General features: G+C 48.4%; 16 protein-coding genes and 1 pseudogene. 9 read left to right on the forward strand and 8 right to left on the reverse strand.

What is annotated here, in order from left to right; translation table 11 throughout:
• From ACYQ2M_RS20920 to ACYQ2M_RS20945, 6 genes are all read left to right on the forward strand, one after another.
• On the forward strand, positions 1-212 hold a 212-nt coding region (locus ACYQ2M_RS20920), incomplete at its 5' end, for a hypothetical protein (RefSeq protein WP_459918332.1).
• Between the two features lie 126 nt (positions 213-338).
• Complete coding sequence (locus ACYQ2M_RS20925) at positions 339-1,859, forward strand: Fic family protein (RefSeq protein WP_459918333.1); 1,521 nt, start codon at positions 339-341, stop codon at positions 1,857-1,859.
• Positions 1,860-2,250: 391 nt separating this feature from the next.
• Entirely contained in the window at positions 2,251-2,799 is a 549-nt protein-coding gene (locus ACYQ2M_RS20930) for a DUF2975 domain-containing protein (protein ID WP_459918334.1), read from the forward strand.
• A gap of 19 nt (positions 2,800-2,818) precedes the next feature.
• Positions 2,819-3,049, forward strand: coding sequence for a helix-turn-helix domain-containing protein (locus ACYQ2M_RS20935; RefSeq protein WP_459918335.1), 231 nt, complete (start codon positions 2,819-2,821; stop codon positions 3,047-3,049).
• A 197-nt stretch (positions 3,050-3,246) separates the two neighbouring features.
• Complete coding sequence (locus tag ACYQ2M_RS20940) at positions 3,247-3,555, forward strand: hypothetical protein (RefSeq protein WP_459918336.1); 309 nt, start codon at positions 3,247-3,249, stop codon at positions 3,553-3,555.
• A gap of 35 nt (positions 3,556-3,590) precedes the next feature.
• Entirely contained in the window at positions 3,591-3,935 is a 345-nt protein-coding gene (locus ACYQ2M_RS20945) for a S41 family peptidase (protein ID WP_459918337.1), read from the forward strand.
• 365 nt (positions 3,936-4,300) lie between these two features.
• Here the strand turns inward: ACYQ2M_RS20945 and ACYQ2M_RS20950 are convergent, their stop codons facing one another.
• On the reverse strand, positions 4,301-6,019 hold the full coding sequence (locus ACYQ2M_RS20950) for a hypothetical protein (protein WP_459918338.1): 1,719 nt from the start codon (positions 6,017-6,019) through the stop codon (positions 4,301-4,303).
• Complete coding sequence (locus ACYQ2M_RS20955) at positions 6,016-6,228, reverse strand: hypothetical protein (protein ID WP_459918339.1); 213 nt, start codon at positions 6,226-6,228, stop codon at positions 6,016-6,018. Before ACYQ2M_RS20955 ends, ACYQ2M_RS20950 begins: the two co-directional genes overlap by 4 nt.
• A gap of 89 nt (positions 6,229-6,317) precedes the next feature.
• Between ACYQ2M_RS20955 and ACYQ2M_RS20960 the strand changes: the two genes are divergently transcribed.
• Entirely contained in the window at positions 6,318-6,608 is a 291-nt protein-coding gene (locus ACYQ2M_RS20960; protein ID WP_459918340.1) for a hypothetical protein, read from the forward strand.
• A 401-nt stretch (positions 6,609-7,009) separates the two neighbouring features.
• Positions 7,010-10,147 carry a sigma 54-interacting transcriptional regulator gene (locus ACYQ2M_RS20965; protein WP_459918341.1) on the forward strand — a complete coding sequence of 1,046 codons (3,138 nt, stop codon included), beginning with the start codon at positions 7,010-7,012 and terminating at the stop codon, positions 10,145-10,147.
• A gap of 62 nt (positions 10,148-10,209) precedes the next feature.
• Here ACYQ2M_RS20965 and ACYQ2M_RS20970 read toward each other — a convergent pair whose 3' ends face one another.
• From ACYQ2M_RS20970 to ACYQ2M_RS20995, 6 genes are all read right to left on the reverse strand, one after another.
• Positions 10,210-11,187 (reverse strand): uroporphyrinogen decarboxylase family protein, encoded by a 978-nt coding sequence (locus ACYQ2M_RS20970; RefSeq protein ID WP_459918342.1) that lies wholly within the window; start codon positions 11,185-11,187, stop codon positions 10,210-10,212.
• 21 nt (positions 11,188-11,208) lie between these two features.
• The gene (locus ACYQ2M_RS20975) at positions 11,209-11,862 is read right to left on the reverse strand and encodes a corrinoid protein (RefSeq protein ID WP_459918343.1); all 654 of its coding nucleotides are present in this window, start codon (positions 11,860-11,862) and stop codon (positions 11,209-11,211) included.
• A gap of 178 nt (positions 11,863-12,040) precedes the next feature.
• Positions 12,041-12,844 (reverse strand): methyltetrahydrofolate cobalamin methyltransferase, encoded by an 804-nt coding sequence (locus tag ACYQ2M_RS20980; RefSeq protein ID WP_459918344.1) that lies wholly within the window; start codon positions 12,842-12,844, stop codon positions 12,041-12,043.
• 456 nt (positions 12,845-13,300) lie between these two features.
• Complete coding sequence (locus ACYQ2M_RS20985; protein WP_459918345.1) at positions 13,301-14,602, reverse strand: MFS transporter; 1,302 nt, start codon at positions 14,600-14,602, stop codon at positions 13,301-13,303.
• Positions 14,603-14,707: 105 nt separating this feature from the next.
• Positions 14,708-15,943, reverse strand: a complete 1,236-nt coding sequence (locus ACYQ2M_RS20990) for a DcaP family trimeric outer membrane transporter (protein WP_459918346.1) — start codon at positions 15,941-15,943, stop codon at positions 14,708-14,710.
• Between the two features lie 65 nt (positions 15,944-16,008).
• Positions 16,009-17,424 (reverse strand): MFS transporter, encoded by a 1,416-nt coding sequence (locus ACYQ2M_RS20995; RefSeq protein ID WP_459918347.1) that lies wholly within the window; start codon positions 17,422-17,424, stop codon positions 16,009-16,011.
• 348 nt (positions 17,425-17,772) lie between these two features.
• Here ACYQ2M_RS20995 and ACYQ2M_RS21000 point away from each other — a divergent pair.
• Positions 17,773-17,970 (forward strand): annotated as a pseudogene (locus ACYQ2M_RS21000) (cation efflux transmembrane domain-containing protein); the annotation flags it as partial.
• Positions 17,971-17,985: the final 15 nt, after the last annotated feature.

The raw sequence follows: 17,985 nt of genomic DNA on the forward strand, positions 1-17,985 counted from the left end.
CAAGGAACGGGTACCACATTGGTGAGGTTGCTCTGAATAAGAGAAATAATGCACCTAAAAAAACACTGACGGGAAAGAGGCCGATAATCAGGCCCATGGAAACAGTAAAATTGATTTTGCCCATGAAGGAGCAACAGTTTCTTATGGCCGAGAATGGGCCTCCAAAAAAGTCCGTCGGAGGTCATGAGAAGGTGTTGCGGGCGTCACGGTAATCTTTACATGTTTAGGCGACAATTTGCTTGACACCTACCACAAAAACCTAAAAGCAGCACAACTCAATAACCTAAAAATAATAAAGCTTAATAACCTAAAAATAAGCCACTGCATATAGGTCAACAATGCCGACATTACAAGATAAGCTTGCAGAATCTCTCGCTGTTCTGAAAAAACTACAGGACGAAGGTATTGTTGCAATCCAAACAAAAAGCATAACACGAACTCACCGGGAACGTCTTGTCAAAAACGGATTTATCAAAGAAGTGATGAAAGGATGGTATATTCCAGCCAGCCCTAAAGAGCAGACTGGAGAAAGCACGGCCTGGTATGCATCATTTTGGGGCTTTTGTGGTGATTATCTTAAATCAAGGTTTGGCAATCAATGGTGTCTTTCCCCTGAACAATCATTGAGTATTCATAGCGGGAACTGGAACGTGCCGAATCAACTTCTTGTACGCACTCCAAAAGGAGGGAACAAGCCAATCTCTCTTCTTCATGAAACATCGATAATGGATGTTCGCCTGAAACTGCCGGACAGGAATGATATGGAAATCAAGGAAAACATACGGGTGATGACCCTGCCCGCAGCTCTGATTTCCTGTGCTCCCGGCTATTATTCAAATAATGCGATAGAGGTCAGTGCTGCGCTTTCCATGATCTCTGATGCTTCTCAGATCCTGCACAAGCTCCTTGAAGGTGGGCATAGCACGGTGGCCGGAAGGCTTGCAGGAGCTTTCCGAAATATTGGGAAAAATGTTATTGCTGACAATATCATCGGAGCAATGAGAGATGCCGGATACAGCATTACGGAAAATGACCCCTTTGACGAAAAGCCCGCTATTATTCTTCGTGAACGCGAGATTTCTCCATATGTCAACCGAATGCGGATGCATTGGGCGGATATGCGTGGTATTGTCCTTGAAAACTTTCCGCAGGCGCCCTCATTAAACCAGAACACCGATGAATATCTTAAACATGTCGACGATATATATTTGACTGACGCTTATCATTCACTTTCTATTGAGGGATATCGTGTGAGTGAGGAGCTTATTGAACGTGTCCGCACAGGAAGTTGGGACCCAAAAACCAACCACAAAGATAAAGAGTACGCAAATGCATTGGCTGCTCGCGGTTACTGGCAAGCTTTTCAGGCAGTGAAGAAAAGCTTGGAAAAAATTCTGAATAAAAACTCGCCAGGTGCGGTGGTAAGTAAAGATCATTCCATATGGTATAGAGAATTATTTGCCCCAGGTGTAAACGCTGGTCTTGTATCTGCATCCGACCTTGCCGGATACCGAAATCAACCTGTCTATATTCGAAAATCAAGGCATGTGCCACCCCGATACGAAACTGTACGAGATCTTATGTCTGCATTCTTTTCTCTTTTAAACGATAAAGAAGAGCCTGCTGTAAAAGCCGTTTTAGGTCACTTTTTCTTTGTATATATCCACCCTTATATTGATGGAAATGGCCGCATGGGAAGATTCCTGATGAACGTTATGTTAGCCAGTGGCGGCTACCCATGGACAGTCATTCCAATAGAAACCCGGAATGATTATATGGTCGCCTTGGAAGAAGCAAGCGTAAAAAAGAATATTGAACCGTTTTCCAGATTTTTAGCTGAACTTGTCCAAAATGCATAACGAATATCCAACAATCCAAATGCACACGGACAAGCCGGTGATTTTGGTGTTAGGAATTCAATTGAAAGATTACAATGAACAAAAGGACAAAAATATTACTGATCTTGACCATGTCAATTATGGTTGATCTCTGTTTTTTTGGCTATAAAAAATGGGAATATAATGTTGTGGAAAACAGCCTCCATAAAAATGCAATAGTACAATAAAACACATAACGCATGGCTACACTATTTAGTATTTGTTAAGACATCGATGCCGTCTTTTCTGAAAGTATTCTTGCTTTATGATATTAAATTATCGATAAACAATAAATAATGATTGACATTTGATGTAAAATAAGGGAGTGTTGCCATTAATGTGATTACCCCAAATTAATGGAGATGGAGGCTGTATGAAAACCCAATCAAAACTCACAGAGATCAGCTCAAGGCTTTATCTGGTATTTCTGATATTTCTTATCTTGATTCCGGCAGGTACTGCCGCGTACTGGATCTTTTACAACCTGATTCCCCCAACCCTGGTTTCGGTTTCCACAGGGTTGCCCGTGGATTTCCCCATTCCCCAGACGATGGACGGATTCCAGCGGCTTCTGGGATTTCTGATTTCCCTTTTGCCCCTTGCCGCCGAAATGTTTGCCATCGTGACCATTATGCGCCTTTTAAAACTCTACCGGGAGGGCAGCGTTTTTTCGGCGGCCCATGTCCTGCTTTTCAAACGGCTGGGCCAGGCCCTGATATATTACGGCATCGCCGGAATTTTTCATACAACGGGGCTGGGGCTTGTCATGACCATGAACAATCCTCCGGGCCAAAGGATGCTGACCCTCGGGATGGGATCCGATGATATTTCCCTTTTCGTGGTTGCCGCTGTTGTCCTGATGCTGTCCTGGGTGATGGATGAGGGTCGTAAACAGGCTGAAGAACAGGCGTTAACCGTATAATGAAAAAGGAGCCCCTCCTATGGCAATCGTCATAAACCTGGATCTTATGCTGGTCAAACGGAAGATGAAGTCAAACGAACTGGCCAACGGCATCGGCATTACCCAGCAGAACCTGTCCATCCTTAAAACGGGCAAGGCCAAGGCCATCCGCCTGACCACCCTGGACGCCATCTGCCGATGCCTGGACTGCCAGCCCGGGGATGTCCTAGAGTGGGTGCCGGACCCGGAGAGGAAGAAATGTCATGAATAATGTATCCATAAATCAAATATGTTTATTCGTACTGATTTCTCTTTTTTGCTTCATTCCCTCACCGACATTTTCTGGAGATGCCGAATCGCTAATTGCAGTAACCCCGGTAATTGAGGCGTATGCGTTCAATGTAATAAAACGCGATTAGCAGCAAGTCAGATAATTACAATCAGGCATTGTATAAACGAGATAAACAAGTGACAATAAACGGTCATCAATTTGTAATCGTTAAAATTGCCGGTAAGTGGATCGCGTTAAATGCCTCCAAAAGCGAATGGACTCAACTGCCTGATGGGTTTACACCTGATTCTGTTGTTCCTCCGAAAAATATTTCTGTTCGCTTCGCCTCATACCCCGACGTTACATTTCTGCTCAGGAAGATTGGAAAAGATTTTAATGACGATTGTAATGATAGTTCATTGATTGCTCTAATGAATATTTATCGGTCAGGAGATGCAAATATCCCAAGCTTCAAATGGGAAGAATATTCAGATAAAAACAGTTAATACGTGCGACCCAGCGGACAGGCAAACGACGGGTAATGGACTCTCAATGGAGAAAGCCCGCAGTGTATCTGACCAACAAAGAAACAACAAGCGGGAAAGAAATCCTTGCATTTGGCGCCAGGAAGCATGGGTTTGCCACGGTTATTGGAGAGAAAACAGCTGGTGCGGTTGCCGGTGGTGCTTTATTTCCCTTATCAAACGGAGATCTCTTGTATCTTGCAGTTGAAAAGGCCGAAATAGACGGTGAGAAGATAGAAGGAGTTGGAGTCGAACCTGACATTTTGGTGCCGTCAAATCTCCCATACGCTGCAGGGAAAGACAATCAAATCGAACGGTCCGTTGAATTTTTGGTTAAAGAAATATTACCCCCGGATTTTTGAAATCAACCGGCTGCGCACCCCGGATGCATTCGCCCGTGAAGCGTTGTCGGAAAATCGTTCTTTTAAAAAATAGCACTTCCGGCATGGCCTTGCCTGCGCTAACCTTTCACACCGCCTTCAATACCTGTATAATGCGTGCCAATGTTGCAGGCGAAAATCCATTCGGAATTTGGAGTGTTATCGCCGGTGATAACGGCCCATTGAATTTAATACACTTCATCATGATGCCCAACATTCACCAAGATGATTTCTTTGTTAACAATATTGATGCCCACGGTGGCTGTCAAGTCGGACGTGCATCTTCCCTGATACCAGACTTCCCGGTCCATCTTTCTGCGTGCCTTTGTGAGAGGTTTTTTGGCTACTTAAGGGTACCGGAAATCATCCGCATTGATATGGCCCCAGCCACCCTTATGCTCATCTTTGATCACGATCTGTGCGGTCTGTCCCTTAAAAGTCGATACATCCCAGAAAGCCGGTTTCAGGGTTTCATTGCCTTTTCCAGTCGCGCTCATAACGATCCGACCGTCCACCACTAGGCTCACCATCTCCCTGTCTTTATGTTTGCCACCACCCACCAGAAAGGTGATTTTATCCGTTTTGATCTCAAAGGGGACAGAGGTCAGTGTCCCGGTTGGCCGGTCTCCCTGCCGTCCACCAACCCGCTCATTCGAACCACCTTGGTATTTCTCAAACGTCCCGATCCAGAACTCCCCCTGGTGCTGTGAGGGCTGGGAACGTCTTCCGCGGGCGGTGGGGTTGTCCCCCTTGGTGGGTTGAAAATCAAAGGCATCCCCATCTGCTGTCCAGTTGGTCAGGTTACCCATTTCAAAATCGGAATTTTCAAACAAAAGGCCAATCGCACTCACATCGGGCTCCTCAGACGTCTCTTCTGCGATTTCGGCCGCAGCTGTCGTCTCAGCCGTATCCTTTCCCGACACGACGGCTTCACCCACGATGAATGAAAGCGTTCCCTCTCCCCACCATGCCTCGACTTTTTTACCAGTATCCCGGACGGTCTGCTTTGCCCCGGAACCACCAATTCGGGGCAAAGCGTCCATCTCCAGAGTCATCCCATCCCCGCCGGGCAGGGCCACGGCAGTCTCGGCATCAAACATGGCGCTTTTTTTGATATCGATCAGAGCCTGGCCCATATCCGGGTTGGTCACCAGGTAATACACCCGGTCGCTAATCCGGCCCTCATAAACAACCCACTCGTAGGATGTTTTGTTATAGGTCATCCCGGTCGCGGGTACTTTTACCAGGACAAAAGGATTGGCAGAGAATGTCCCCTTTTTTTCCTGAGATCCGCTCTCAGAACCCTTTTTCTCTTCCCGGACCGCGGCTGTTTCAGTCGGTTTTGACGCTGCGGTGGCTGCCCCACTGCTTGACCACTGTCCGTCCGTGTACATCAGCATCCCCCGGCCGGGCCTGACACCACCGGGATTGAACTCCCATTTCCCGCCGCCCTTGTAAATAATCTGGGAGGCGGTATCGTTTTTTTTGTACCCGGGAAATCCCGCTGTAGCAAATTTATCCGGATCGATGATCCGCAAATCAACAAACCCGACCGGTTCGGGGTCCATTTCATAGTGTGGGATAATCCCGAGCTGGTCTTCCATATCGAACTGGATCTGCGCATTCCAGAAATATTTACCGGCCGGTGCCGCCGGGATGGCCACCGGATAGATCCGGTCCGCTTCCGTTTTCAGCCGGATCTGTTTCCACTCGTTATCATTGGGCCGGCTCATGGCCTGGATCAAGACCCGGTATCTGCCCGTATCGATCCGCGTCGCACTAACCCGGTAGGGTCCCTCACCAAATGTAAACCCGTATCCCTTAAGGATGGACTGGTCCTGAACCAGGCCGATCGCAGTCATATTGACACCGTAATACTGCGTGCTGATGGACATGCACCCCAGATCCCGGCAAATCGCCCCGGCCCATTTCGACAGTTTTTCCTGATCTATTTTGTCAGCCGCCGATGCACTGCCCAGCAGCAAGATAAAGACACAACAGATATTGACAAGCAGGAGGAATCGATACATCCCTTTACCACGGCCTACAACACGTTCTATTTTCATTTCAGGCTCCTTTTTTTATGCATGTCACCATCCGAGACATACACTTTTCCCGAATGAACTACTTTCCCGTTCGGGTCCATACTCACATTATCCGCCGTGAAGTGCTTGATCTTACCCCCGAAAAAGGCAAAGACCGGGGAGCCAGTCAGGCAGAGGCATACCACCGCGATTAACACGAATATTCCTATTTTCAAATCGTTTGTTTCCATCCCATTCTCCTTTCTGTTCATTTGTTTTTATTTTTTAGCAGAGGACAATTGTTAATTATCATATAGGGTTAAATTGTAAAGGAAAGGATATGGTTTCCACCCTTGACAAGGCACTTAAGGATTTTGGCATACCCAATGAAAATCAAAGGCTCACCGTCGTTGACACTTTCAGGAAACACGATGAACGATTCAAATCCGAACTCCGGCTGCACCCCAGGCAGCACAAGGTCATGTTCGACATTGAACACTGCCGGTGCAGCCATAACAGACAGGTGATGTATGACTGTAAAACAACCTGTGACATCGCGAAAACTCCGAAAAAGGTGATGGTCATCGGCGGTGGACCGGCCAGCATGAATGCGGCCGTGGACGCCGTATGATCGGCCTCTCATTTTGATTTACTTTCTCCGTTTTATGCCCACCGGTTCCAGATTTTCCAGCGCAGCATTTTGGTTTTTAACTGTTTATTTTCACCATCTTGTGATAGCTTATGTTATGAAATTTTATTTTTTAAAACAATTCCGGTTCATTTGGCGAGCGGGATCAATTTAAACCCGGTTCAAGTTGAGATGGCTCGTTGACATCGCCGGTGTCAACACGAAATCCGGGGCGGCACAGTCGGCGTTCACATGGAAAGAAATGGTGAAAGCCGGTCATGCCGGAATCATCGGCGGCCATTTTTAGATCCCGTCGGCATCAACATCCGGCTGTCCGGGGCCGACGCGTAAGTTGGAAGGTTTTGATAAATTAAAAGGTTCAGATAATTAGGAATACCGGTACCATGGAACTGACTGAAAATTTAATTTCTGATAAAGATGCGCTGGTTCAAGAAATACATATTCTCGTCTCATTGCTACCGCCCCCCATTTCCCTTGATATTTTATGCGCTGTTACAAGCCATCCTCCGGTGAAAGTGCTTCAAATTATTGAAGGATTAGTGGATTTAGGCCATTTATCGCGAGATAAAGACAAAGGGGCGGGGTATTACTACCTGTCAGACTTCAAGACAGTGGAAAAACGATTGCAACTGGTTCCGGAATCCGTCCTGTTTAAAGTCGCGGAACAGGCAGTGACAGGCGTTTGCAACTATATGGCTGATGGTGTCAAGCGCGGGCTCCACCTGGCCAACATTTATCAGAAATCGCAGCTGCCCCTGAAGCATTTCAGGGAAATCATCAGGGCCGGCCACCACTGTCTGGACTTGAACCTGCCCATGGACGCAGCACTCTATTACCAGATGGCCCTGGAGAGCATGGAATCTGGAGTGCTTACCAGTGAAGAGCAGTCAGATTTTATCGACGCAGCCATCGGGCTTTCTACCTGCACAGGTACGGCATTTTCCAAAAAGAAACAACGACGCTTTCTGTCCCTGGCTCTTGAGTTCAGCACAACGTGTAACGATCCGATCCGCCAGGTGAAATTGAGGGTGCTGATCGCCAGAACCTATGTCAGAAGTGTCCGGTCTAATGAGGCGGCAAAGCACCTGGAGCTGGCATGGGAAATGTTATCCCAGCATGATTTTCCTAAAGAAATAGAACTTTGCGTGACCCTGGCCGATTCAGAGCTTTTATTCTGGCAGGGACACTTGACTAAAGCCATTGATCGATACGAGTCGGTGATCGGCAGTCACGAGGAACTTCCTTCGGATGTTGAGACCCTGAAAAGCTATGTCCGGATGGGGTGGACTTATGGTGCCGTCGGTGAAACAGCCAGAGGCATCGGGCTGATCCGGGCTGTGCGTAAAAAGGCAGAAGAAGTCCAGGCACCGGAACTGAAGCGCTTCGCCACCCTGGTTCTTGTCATTGTGCTTTCAGATGCGGGCAGGATCGACGAAGGTGAAGTGTATCTTGACAAGGTGTTTGATATCCCGGAAGATCTTTTAGATCATTATACCCTTTGGCCGGGGAATGGGAAACGTGCCTATTTTGCATACTGTCGGGGAGAATTTGAAAAGGCCTTCAAATATCTGGATATGGCCTGGCAGAATTCCAAGGCCATGGGGACCCCTCACCACCGGGGACCGGACAATATCGAGGTCATGCTCGGGCTTGAAGAGATGGGGATGGTTCACCCGGAGTGGACGTTTGAATTTGATGTGGAACGGCTTCTGAACTGGCCGGATATCTATATGCAGGGCGTGGCTTTCCGGTTTCGAGCGCTTAAGGCGTATCGTGCAAAGGAGGCGTTTGACCGGATCAAGTCGGATTTGAAGAAAAGTATCCTGTTGTTGTCCCAAGCCGGTGCCAGGATTGAACTTGCCCATGCCGAAATCCTTATGGCACGGATTCGTATTGACGAAAAAAAGGTTGTCAAGGCAGAAAATCTGCTTAAAAAAGCGTGGGAGGTGTTTTCCAAGGTCAACCCGAACCTTTTTCCCAAAGATCTGAAACCCTATCTTGACCGGACATCCAAAAACGCACTTTGGGTGGAATCGCTTTTAGAAGTGAGTGATGCCTTGAGTTCGGTGCGAAGCCGCGACGCGTTATTGAGCAGAATCATCAGGCAGGCCATGCGGATCGCCGGGGCGGAACGGGGGGCTATTTTTCTTCGGAATGATCAACAACTGGAAATGGTTGCCGATCGAAACCTTGGGCAGTCAGCCATTCTCCTGCATGAATTTTCTGATCGGATGACGCTCATTGAAAATGTCTTTGCATCGGGCGTGGAAAGAATCACAAAATCGGAAGGTGGGCAGGTTTCGGAAGTGAGCGATTTAGATGGGATGGGATGGACCGGCTGTTTTCCCATCCTACTCAAGGGCCGGGTCATGGGCGTGATTTTTTTGGACAGCGGATTTAACCAGCTCCAATTACCCGAAGATGAAGTGTCTCTTCTCAGGATCATCGCCAACCAGGCCGCTGTCGCCCTTGAGAATCTGGAAGCCTTTGAAGAGATCATTGATCTCAATCACGAGCTTAAGGCTGAAACCCATTTTTACAGGGAGGTCCTTGATTCCAACCCCTTTAAAACACAAATGATCGGAAAATCCAAGCCGTTTAAAGAAATGCTGACCCTGATCAGCCGTGTGGCCGAATCCGATACCACGGTCATGATTACCGGTGAAACAGGCGTGGGCAAAGACATGGTGGCCCAGGCCATTCATCAGCACAGCACCAGAGCTTCCGGCCCGTTTATCGCCGTCAACGTAGTTTCCCTGAGTCCTGAGCTGATCACCAGCGAATTGTTTGGTCATGAGAAAGGGGCCTTTACAGGGGCGAGTCAAGCCCGAAAAGGTCGATTTGAGCTGGCTGGCCGCGGTACCCTGTTTCTTGATGATATTGACGCTTTTTCTCTGGATATCCAGGTTAAAATGCTCCGGGTGCTGGAAGCCAGAGAATTTGAACGGGTGGGGGGCACCGAGACGCTGAAGACACGTTTCCGTCTTTTAGCATCCAGCAACAGAAATCTTGAAGATTTGGTTGAACAGGGGTTGTTTCGTTCGGATTTTTACTACCGGCTCAATGTCTTTCCCATCAATATCCCCGCACTGCGTGAACGGGTTGAGGATATTCCGGACCTGGCCAAATTTTTTATGGAGATGTTTTCCAAACGATTCGGAAAAACGTTTAATACTATTACGAAAAGGGACCTTGATACGCTCATGAACTATCATTGGCCCGGAAACATCAGGGAATTGCGTCATGTGATCGAGCGGGCCGTGTTGCTCAGCAGGGGCAATCGCCTGGTGATTCCGCCCCTTGACAACTCTGCCTTTGCGTCATCACGATCTGAAAACAAAATTCTTCCCTTAAGGGAAATGGAAGCCCAGCATATTTTGAAGGCCCTGGCCCGCTGCAGGGGCAAGGTGTCGGGGAAAGGCGGCGCTGCCGAGCTTCTGGAGCTGAAACCGACCACGCTTTATTCTAAAATGAAACGGCTGGGCATTGAGCGGAATACACACCAATTTAAGGCGGAATAAAAAGGAGCAACCGGGCTTGGTCATAACATGGGCCACTTGGGGTGGCCCATGTTGTGTTGTAATTAGAACATTTTTTTGCTCATGCCGTTGATGGCTTGGGTGGCGGCATCATAGACACCCGGAAAAGAGCTGAAATTCAATCCCTGGGTCAGGCAGGGGATAAAATAGTTCTTACCGCAGGTGCGGCATGCTTTTTCCACATGTTTTTCAATGGTTGCGGCATCCCAATCCTGGTGATCCAGGGGCCCGGAGTCAATTTCACCCATGAATGAGATCTGCCCGCCGTATTTTTTAATCAGTTCAGGGGTGTTGTTTGTGGTCATGACCCCCTGCCAGATGTCAATGCCCATATCGATCATATGGGGAACCAAGTTCGCGGCATAGGAATCACTGTGATGGACGATCAGCTCCACCCCGTTGTCCTTCCAGAAGCCGTATGCCCTTTTGTAAGGCTCCACATAGAATTCTTCAAACATGTCCGGAGACATGAATGATGAAATCTGGCTGCCCCAGTCGTCATGGTGAAACAGTGCATCGGGTTTGAGATATTTGATGACCTGTTTGGCGTACTCGATTTCGTAATCGACCAGGTAGTTGATCAGCCCGTGCATGCATTCCGGCTCTTCGTAGAGACCCATCATGGCGTTCTCCATGCCCATGAGCATATGGGTCATCTCAAATGTGCCGGATGCAAAGAATACCGTGACGAACTGCTCGTTTCTGTCAACGGATTCAGCATGTTTTACGGCTGCTTCCCATTGTTCTTCCGGAAAGATAACCGTGGGTGCCTTTACATGATCTTTCCACTTCGTAACATCTTCAAGCACCATGAGATTGTCGGTATGAACCGGGAAAGGTCCCAGCTGATCCTCGGGCCAGCTAAAGGTGATTCCCCATTCATTTGTAATGGTTTGGCCGCGTTGGGGCCGTGTTCTCAGCGGCGCTTCCAGAATGATATCCAGAAACTCATACTGGTTGACAAATCGGTCGGGGCTGCCGCCCTTGAGGGTTTCCATAAGATTCTGCCGTTTGGTCAGCATAATGTTTGCTCTCCTTTATTGTTAAGCGACAACCGCATCTTTGATATTGACCAGCATTTTGGCCTTGCTAACCGCACCACCTGCATCCGGTGCATACCCGTCGGCACCGATTTCATCTGCGAATTCCGGGGTCACTGGCGCGCCGCCCACCATCACTTTAAATCCATTCAAACCGCTGGCTTTGATTTGTGTCACTGTATCTTTCAATGCGGGCATTGTGGTGGAAAGAAGACCGGAACAGGCGACCAATGAAACATCCTCTTTGGATTTAATGGCATCGATGAACTTTTCAGGCGAAACATCCACGCCAAGATCAACCATGGTGAACCCGGCACTCTCCAACATCATGGACACCAGATTCTTACCGATATCGTGGAGGTCTCCCTGAACAGTACCAATGATGCATGTTCCCAGGGATGGCGCGGCGTCCGCACCGGCCAGACAGGGTTTCAACACCTCAACACCCTTGCTCATAGCCTTGGCCGCAATCAGCATTTCCGGTACAAAAATGGTGCCGGCAGAAAATTTTTCACCGACAACACCCATGCCGTCCACCATGGCCTTGAGAATATCCAGTGCGCCATCTCCGGCTTCCAGGGATTCCTGAACGATACCTTCAATGAGTTTTGTTTTTCCTTTTTCAACATTTGCCTTTACTTCAGCTAATTTAGACATAATTTTTTCCTTATTTATTAATGTGTTATCCCTGAAACCCGTAAAACTTCAATACTCCAGGCGGCAAAGCCTGCGCAACCCTTTAAAAGCCGGACCGCATTCCTGAAATCCTGCCGAAAAAATAAAAATTCGGAAGAGGCTTACGGGATGAGGGGTGACGTTTCTGGTGATATTTTGTTTATTTTACAGGGCCAAAAAGCCCGTCTCTATATCCGTTGATAAACTCCATACAGTACTCATCCATTCCCTTGAGGGCTTCGGTGGCATAGATGAGACCCATCATGTGTTTGTGCAGCGGGTTAATGATGGCGCTGTCCATTCCCGCACCCATGGCAAGGATGAGGAATGCCTGGTTCACAAATTTCCTGACCGGCAGGTTGAATGAAATATTGCTGGCGCCGCCGGTGATGTGGATGGTGGGATATTGTTTTTTGATTTCTTTAATGACATCTAAAATGGTGTTGATGCCGTCTTCGGAGGTGCAGAGCATTTCAACCAATGGGTCGATATGCAGACGGGAGGGGTCGATGTTGAACTCTCTGGCCCGCTCCATGATGGCGCCAAACACTTCCATTCGCTTTTCAAAGTTTTTGGGAATCCCGGTATCATCACAGAGCAGTGCCGCGCATTCCCATTGGGTATCGCTGATGGCAGGAAAAATTACATCAATCTTGTCCCCTTCCATTGAGACCGAGTTGACAAGCCCCGGTCGTTTGCAGAACGCCATGGATTTCGCACAGATATCAGCGCTTGGGCTGTCCACTGCAATGGGGGTATCCGTCACTTCCTGGACCTGATCGATGAGCCATTTCATGGTTTCCAGTTCCACAGACACATCTGTTGACGCACAGACATCAATGAAGTTGGAACCCGCATCCGCCTGGGTGACGGCAAGGTTTTTAATAAATTCCGCATCTTTTTTCTCAATGGCCTCCGCAACGGAAGGGATGGCGCCATTAATTTTTTCTCCGATAATAATCATTATAAGTGACTTCCTTTTTTTGTTGTTGAATAACGGCCATGTCGGTCCGCTGACACAACCGATGATAAAACTGGTATTATGCCGCCCGACGGGGGCTTTGTCGGTGACAATTCGTGGCTGCATGTTCTTTTATATGAAAAGGTAGCCTTCAAGTCTACCTCTGCAGAGCCCCTCCCCCGATGGGCAATAGGAACCGGGCAATCGAACTGTCTACAGTTCCGGTCCGGGCCCATTGCCCGTCGGGGGAGGGGCGGCATAATGCCATTTGGCTCCGCGTCTACGACCCTATCTTCGTTGTGTCCGACAGGACATGTGGGTTTATATGAAATACTCCGCAAAAAAGGGTGTATTTCAATCTTCGTTGTGGGCAGACCGAGGTCAGAATACGGTCTGCCCGTGGCAGTTAATAGAAAAATCGAATACACATACGGTTTTATATATAACCCGGGATGGTGCTTACGTTTCCCGGGGTTGCAATTTCAAAAAGAACAGCGTCATACCGGCCAGCAGTGCACCGGTACCCATGGTCATGGCCACAGCGGGGAGCGCTGCGCCGGTCTGCAGAAGAAAACCTGCAATAATGGGGGAAAGCACGGCACCTGCCCTGCCGGTACCAATGACAAAACCGGTTCCCGTTGCCCTCACTTCAGTGGGAAAGGAAATAGCCAGAATGGAATAAAGTCCTGAGATACCGGCATTCCCAAAGAACCCGGCCAGGGCGGCCAGTAGTTTGATTTGACCGAAATCGGCACCGGTTCTTCCGAAAACAGCCACGAAAATCGATGTGCAGAAGAGAATGATGATGGTTAGCTTTTTCAGCTCGATCCAATTGGTCAACCATCCGAAGACGGCAGCGCCGACGGCGCCCCCGATACTGATGGAGACCAGGGCCTGACCGGCCAGGGAAGGATGAAATCCCATATCCGCAACGATTTTGGGGGACCATTTTAAAATAAAGTAAAAAGTGGTGATGTGTAGAAAATAGGCAACGGTCAAAATTAGCGTTAAGCCAGCCATGGTGGGTGAGAAAATTTTCGAAAGGGATGCCTTTTCTTCACGACCGGCAAGTTGAGGTAAACTGTTGACCGACGGGAAGTGCATTCTGTTCAAGGCCGTATTGATCTTTTTTAAAGCGTTTTGGGGTTGCTTCCGGGTGAGCCAGTGGACAGACTCGGGTAAGTAAAAATAAACGGCGGGAATCAGTATTCCGGTCAGGCCTGCCCCCAGATAAAAGATGCTTCGCCAATCGTGGGTCTGGAGCAAATGGGAGGCCGCCATGCCGCCGAAGGTGCCGCCCAGGGGATAACCGATCACCATAATGGAGATGCACATTCCACGTCTTTTTATGCTGGAAAACTCTGCGACCACGGCATTGATGCAGGCCAGGATGCCACCGATACCCAATCCGATGAGGACACGCCAGATTGACAATTGTACTGCAGTGGAGACTGTGGGAACCATCAACATTCCCCCTGTCATGGCGATCAGACAGCCCAGCAATGTGGGGCGTCTGCCGTATTTGTCCGCCACCCCGCCAAGAAAAAATGAGCCGATGGCCATACCGACCAGTTCCATGGACATGACCACCCCCAAAGCCGCCGGTGTTATCCCCCATTCATTGGCGATTCCAGGTGCGGCAAAACTGATGGATAGAACGTCAAATCCGTCGATGGCATTGAGTAGAACAGTGATAAAGACAATAATGATTTGAAGCAAACTCATTTTTTCGTGATCGATATAAGCCTTGGGGTCTTTCATTTTACTCTCCATTTATTCCGGCCGAACAGATCGATGCATTGATTCCAGGTTTCGGGTTTGGTCACAGCATGGCCCATGCTGTGACCAAACTCTGGTTTTCCCGTGTTAGAAATTATATTTCACATAGCTTACGACTTTCATCATATCGCCTTCACGTCCGTCCATCACTTCCTGCTCCATGCCGGTGAAGCCAAGTGCACACTCAATAACGGCGGTGGGTTTCCAGGACAACATGGTGTGCCATCCAAACCCATTTTTATTGGCAAATCCGGTTAATACCCCTTCCTTATAGGCGTCTTCATCATTCTCTGAATATCCACACCCAAGTGTCCATGACAAGTTTTCCTTCAACGCAAACGTGACGCCAGTGTTGATACTTTTGAATCCGATGGTTTCAATTTTTCCGGCATCAGATAAACCGGCCCCTGCATTCAGACCAAGAGCGGCATATCGCCCAACTCCATCGCCGTAGGTCACGCCAAAGGTAAAACGATGCCCCTCACCGAAGCCGACATGTCCGGTCAAAGAACCTGCCCACGCCATGGTGCTCTGTCCATCCAGCTCAAACCGTCTCACCAGCAATTTCGGGGAAATGTGAAACCGATCATTGCTCCAGAAATATTTTGCGATAATATCCGGCATTTTGTCGGTGGATGAACTTTCCATGTTTTTGAACAGTGTGCCGCCCCGGGTAAAGCCGCGATCCGGATTTTCAACAGCTATGGAGATAAAATGCCCTCTGTTGAAATTGTGCGTAAACCGGATCTGGGGCTGACGGACAAAGGGTTGTCCGGGATCACCGGCCAGGTCCATCACAGGGACCGCACCGGCAAAATCCATAAATGTGGTCCAGGTCTGGCCAATAAGGACGGCATTATCACCAAATGTCAAGGTGCCGGCGGCATGTCGCAATCTGAATTGCCTGCTGTTGGACCAGGTATCGGAAGAGTAGTCGGAATCGGAATTATAATCGCCTTCCAGATGGGTGGAAACGATACCAAGATCGGTGTTGGTTCTGGTTTTTATAAAGAGACGACTCTCCCTTGCCGTCATGCTGAAACGGTCTTCATCCGCATTGGCCATTCCGTCCAGGGGAACCCCGTAGGCATTGATTTCATCTCCCATGCCGTTGGGGATACTGCCGTCCACATTACCGTCAATGTCGTACAACGCCATCAATTTGATATACCCACCCAGGTTGACACTGGTGCCTTTTATGTCGAACTCAACGGCAGATGCCACGCCTGAAAAAAGGCACAACAACATGGTCATTGCCAGACCGGTAAAGATTCTTTTTCCAAGCGAATGCATCACATCAAAACGAGATTTCGAACAATTCATCTTTTTTTTATTCCTTTTTCGATTTAAAATTTAACTGCGGGGAAAAAACTTTCCCCGCACGATTATCAGGCGGAAAGACTGCTGGAACTTGCCTTTTCCGTCATTTTAGGGGCGCCGCCCACTCTGCCTGCGGCGATATCTTCTTGCATCTCTTTATGCTTTTCAGGAGTGATGCGATAGAGAAACAGGATGATAATAAGACCGACGCCGATGAAAACGGCGGGTACCAGCGCGATACCGTTTTTGATACCTGAAATCAATTCAGGGGTGGGGGCCATGTCGGCAACATAACCGGCAGATACCAGAACACTGGTGATCACGACACTTCTGATGAAAACCGCACTTTTAATGGGAAAGCTGATCAGGGACATGATAAATCCCCTGGCGTTTTTACCGGTTTTCCACTCTCCGTAATCCACAGTGGCAGAATACATGGCAACACCCAGCGTGTCCGGCATTCCATACCCCAGATAGGCCACGAACATGACAACGATGAATGAAACATGATTCATGGGCATCAACCAAACAATCATCAGCCCGGTAATGAAAAGGCTGAGGGAGGCGATGTAGGTGTTTTTCTCACCGATTCTTTTAGCAATGGGGGCCGTGGCCATGGCACCGAAGAAGCTGACCACGTTGAGGCCGGTAAAAAAGATGGCAATCACGGCCAGGTTGTTGACCACATATTTGAAGTAGTAAAACGCCATGCCGAAGATGATGAAGCGTCCCAGATAACGTCCCAGCTCTGCCAGCATCAGTCCGATCAGCGGCGGATTGACAACAATCTGTTGAAGCATTTCGCCGATGCTCATCTTGTCTTTATCTTCAGCCTGGGCATTGGCATCAGGATGGTAGGCATACGCTTTGGTGAGGGTAAAGAGAACCCAGTAACAAAAGATCATCAGGACACCGCTGATCACTACGGTCAGCGTGCAGCCCAGTGCTTTGTCTCCGCCGCCGAGAAGACTGATGCTCTTGGCACCCACTATGGAAAAAACGAGGGCACCAATGGCGTTGAACATTCCCCGGCTGGATGCCATGGAGATCCGTTCCTCCCTGACCGTGGTCATGGAGTTGTTCATGGCAATGTGTCCGGCATAAAAAATATTCCAGATCAAATGGGAAACAATGAAGCCGACGGAAATCAAAACGGCATTCAGGGTGGGGTCGCCGATTTTGGCAAACTGCAGAATAAAAAACAGCATTGCCAGGGGGGGGCCGACGAGAAGCCAGGAACGGTATCTCCCCCAGCGCATGTTGCTTTTTTCCAAAATGACACCTGCCGTCGGCACCCAGAAAATGTCAAAAATGCTGGTGACCATGAGGACGGTCCCGGCCATGGCAACGGGAATCTTGGCGTAGTCGGTCAAAAACGCGGCAAAAAAGAAGATTTCCATGCTTACAAACAGTTGAAATCCGAACGAGGGTAACCCATACAGGTTGATGACCGATTTTTTCAGGCTTTTGGTTTGAGCCTCCATACAATTTTCCTCCAGAATAGATGATAACGGCACTCCGATTCGTAAAAAACCGTTGTGTCAGCTTATTTGTCATGCTGCTATAAAAAACTTTTTATGTGTAGATAGCAACAAGCGTGCCGCTGAGATTTTTTTTATTAAAATCATATAATATCAAATATTTGCTCAGTTTTGTTGTGTGCGAGAGTTTTGAGAGTACGTCTCTTTATATCGTAAATTTTCATTATTACGTTACTGAGTGGCTCTGGAATATAAAAAAAATTTTATGGAAGGGAATATGGAAAGGAGTATGGAAGGGAATGAAAGAACGCCAAGTGATTGAATCAGAAAATCTTCAGGATTCGCGTACTGATGTTGCCGAATTTGCAAGGCGCCAGCAGTTCCGAGGCAAATATTCTGCTGTCTGTTGTTAAGCTGATCATCGGGGTTTTCGGAAACAGTCAGGCCGTTGTGGCCGACGCCCTGCACAATTTTTCCGATACCTCATCGGATTTTGTGATTCTCTTTGGGGTCAAGTACTGGAGAGCACCGGCTGATGACTGTCACCCCTTTGGCCACCAGAGC

The organism is Desulfocicer niacini (assembly GCF_054657595.1).

Coding starts and splice junctions, on each gene's coding strand:
- ACYQ2M_RS20985 (WP_459918345.1), bottom strand. CDS start 14,602: ATGAAAGACCCCAAGGCTTATATCGATCACGAAAAAATGAGTTTGCTT.
- ACYQ2M_RS20980 (WP_459918344.1), bottom strand. CDS start 12,844: ATGATTATTATCGGAGAAAAAATTAATGGCGCCATCCCTTCCGTTGCG.
- ACYQ2M_RS20945 (WP_459918337.1), top strand. CDS start 3,591: ATGGACTCTCAATGGAGAAAGCCCGCAGTGTATCTGACCAACAAAGAA.
- ACYQ2M_RS20935 (WP_459918335.1), top strand. CDS start 2,819: ATGGCAATCGTCATAAACCTGGATCTTATGCTGGTCAAACGGAAGATG.
- ACYQ2M_RS20930 (WP_459918334.1), top strand. CDS start 2,251: ATGAAAACCCAATCAAAACTCACAGAGATCAGCTCAAGGCTTTATCTG.
- ACYQ2M_RS20970 (WP_459918342.1), bottom strand. CDS start 11,187: ATGCTGACCAAACGGCAGAATCTTATGGAAACCCTCAAGGGCGGCAGC.
- ACYQ2M_RS20960 (WP_459918340.1), top strand. CDS start 6,318: ATGGTTTCCACCCTTGACAAGGCACTTAAGGATTTTGGCATACCCAAT.
- ACYQ2M_RS20955 (WP_459918339.1), bottom strand. CDS start 6,228: ATGGAAACAAACGATTTGAAAATAGGAATATTCGTGTTAATCGCGGTG.
- ACYQ2M_RS20990 (WP_459918346.1), bottom strand. CDS start 15,943: ATGAATTGTTCGAAATCTCGTTTTGATGTGATGCATTCGCTTGGAAAA.
- ACYQ2M_RS20995 (WP_459918347.1), bottom strand. CDS start 17,424: ATGGAGGCTCAAACCAAAAGCCTGAAAAAATCGGTCATCAACCTGTAT.
- ACYQ2M_RS20950 (WP_459918338.1), bottom strand. CDS start 6,019: ATGAAAATAGAACGTGTTGTAGGCCGTGGTAAAGGGATGTATCGATTC.
- ACYQ2M_RS20925 (WP_459918333.1), top strand. CDS start 339: ATGCCGACATTACAAGATAAGCTTGCAGAATCTCTCGCTGTTCTGAAA.
- ACYQ2M_RS20975 (WP_459918343.1), bottom strand. CDS start 11,862: ATGTCTAAATTAGCTGAAGTAAAGGCAAATGTTGAAAAAGGAAAAACA.
- ACYQ2M_RS20965 (WP_459918341.1), top strand. CDS start 7,010: ATGGAACTGACTGAAAATTTAATTTCTGATAAAGATGCGCTGGTTCAA.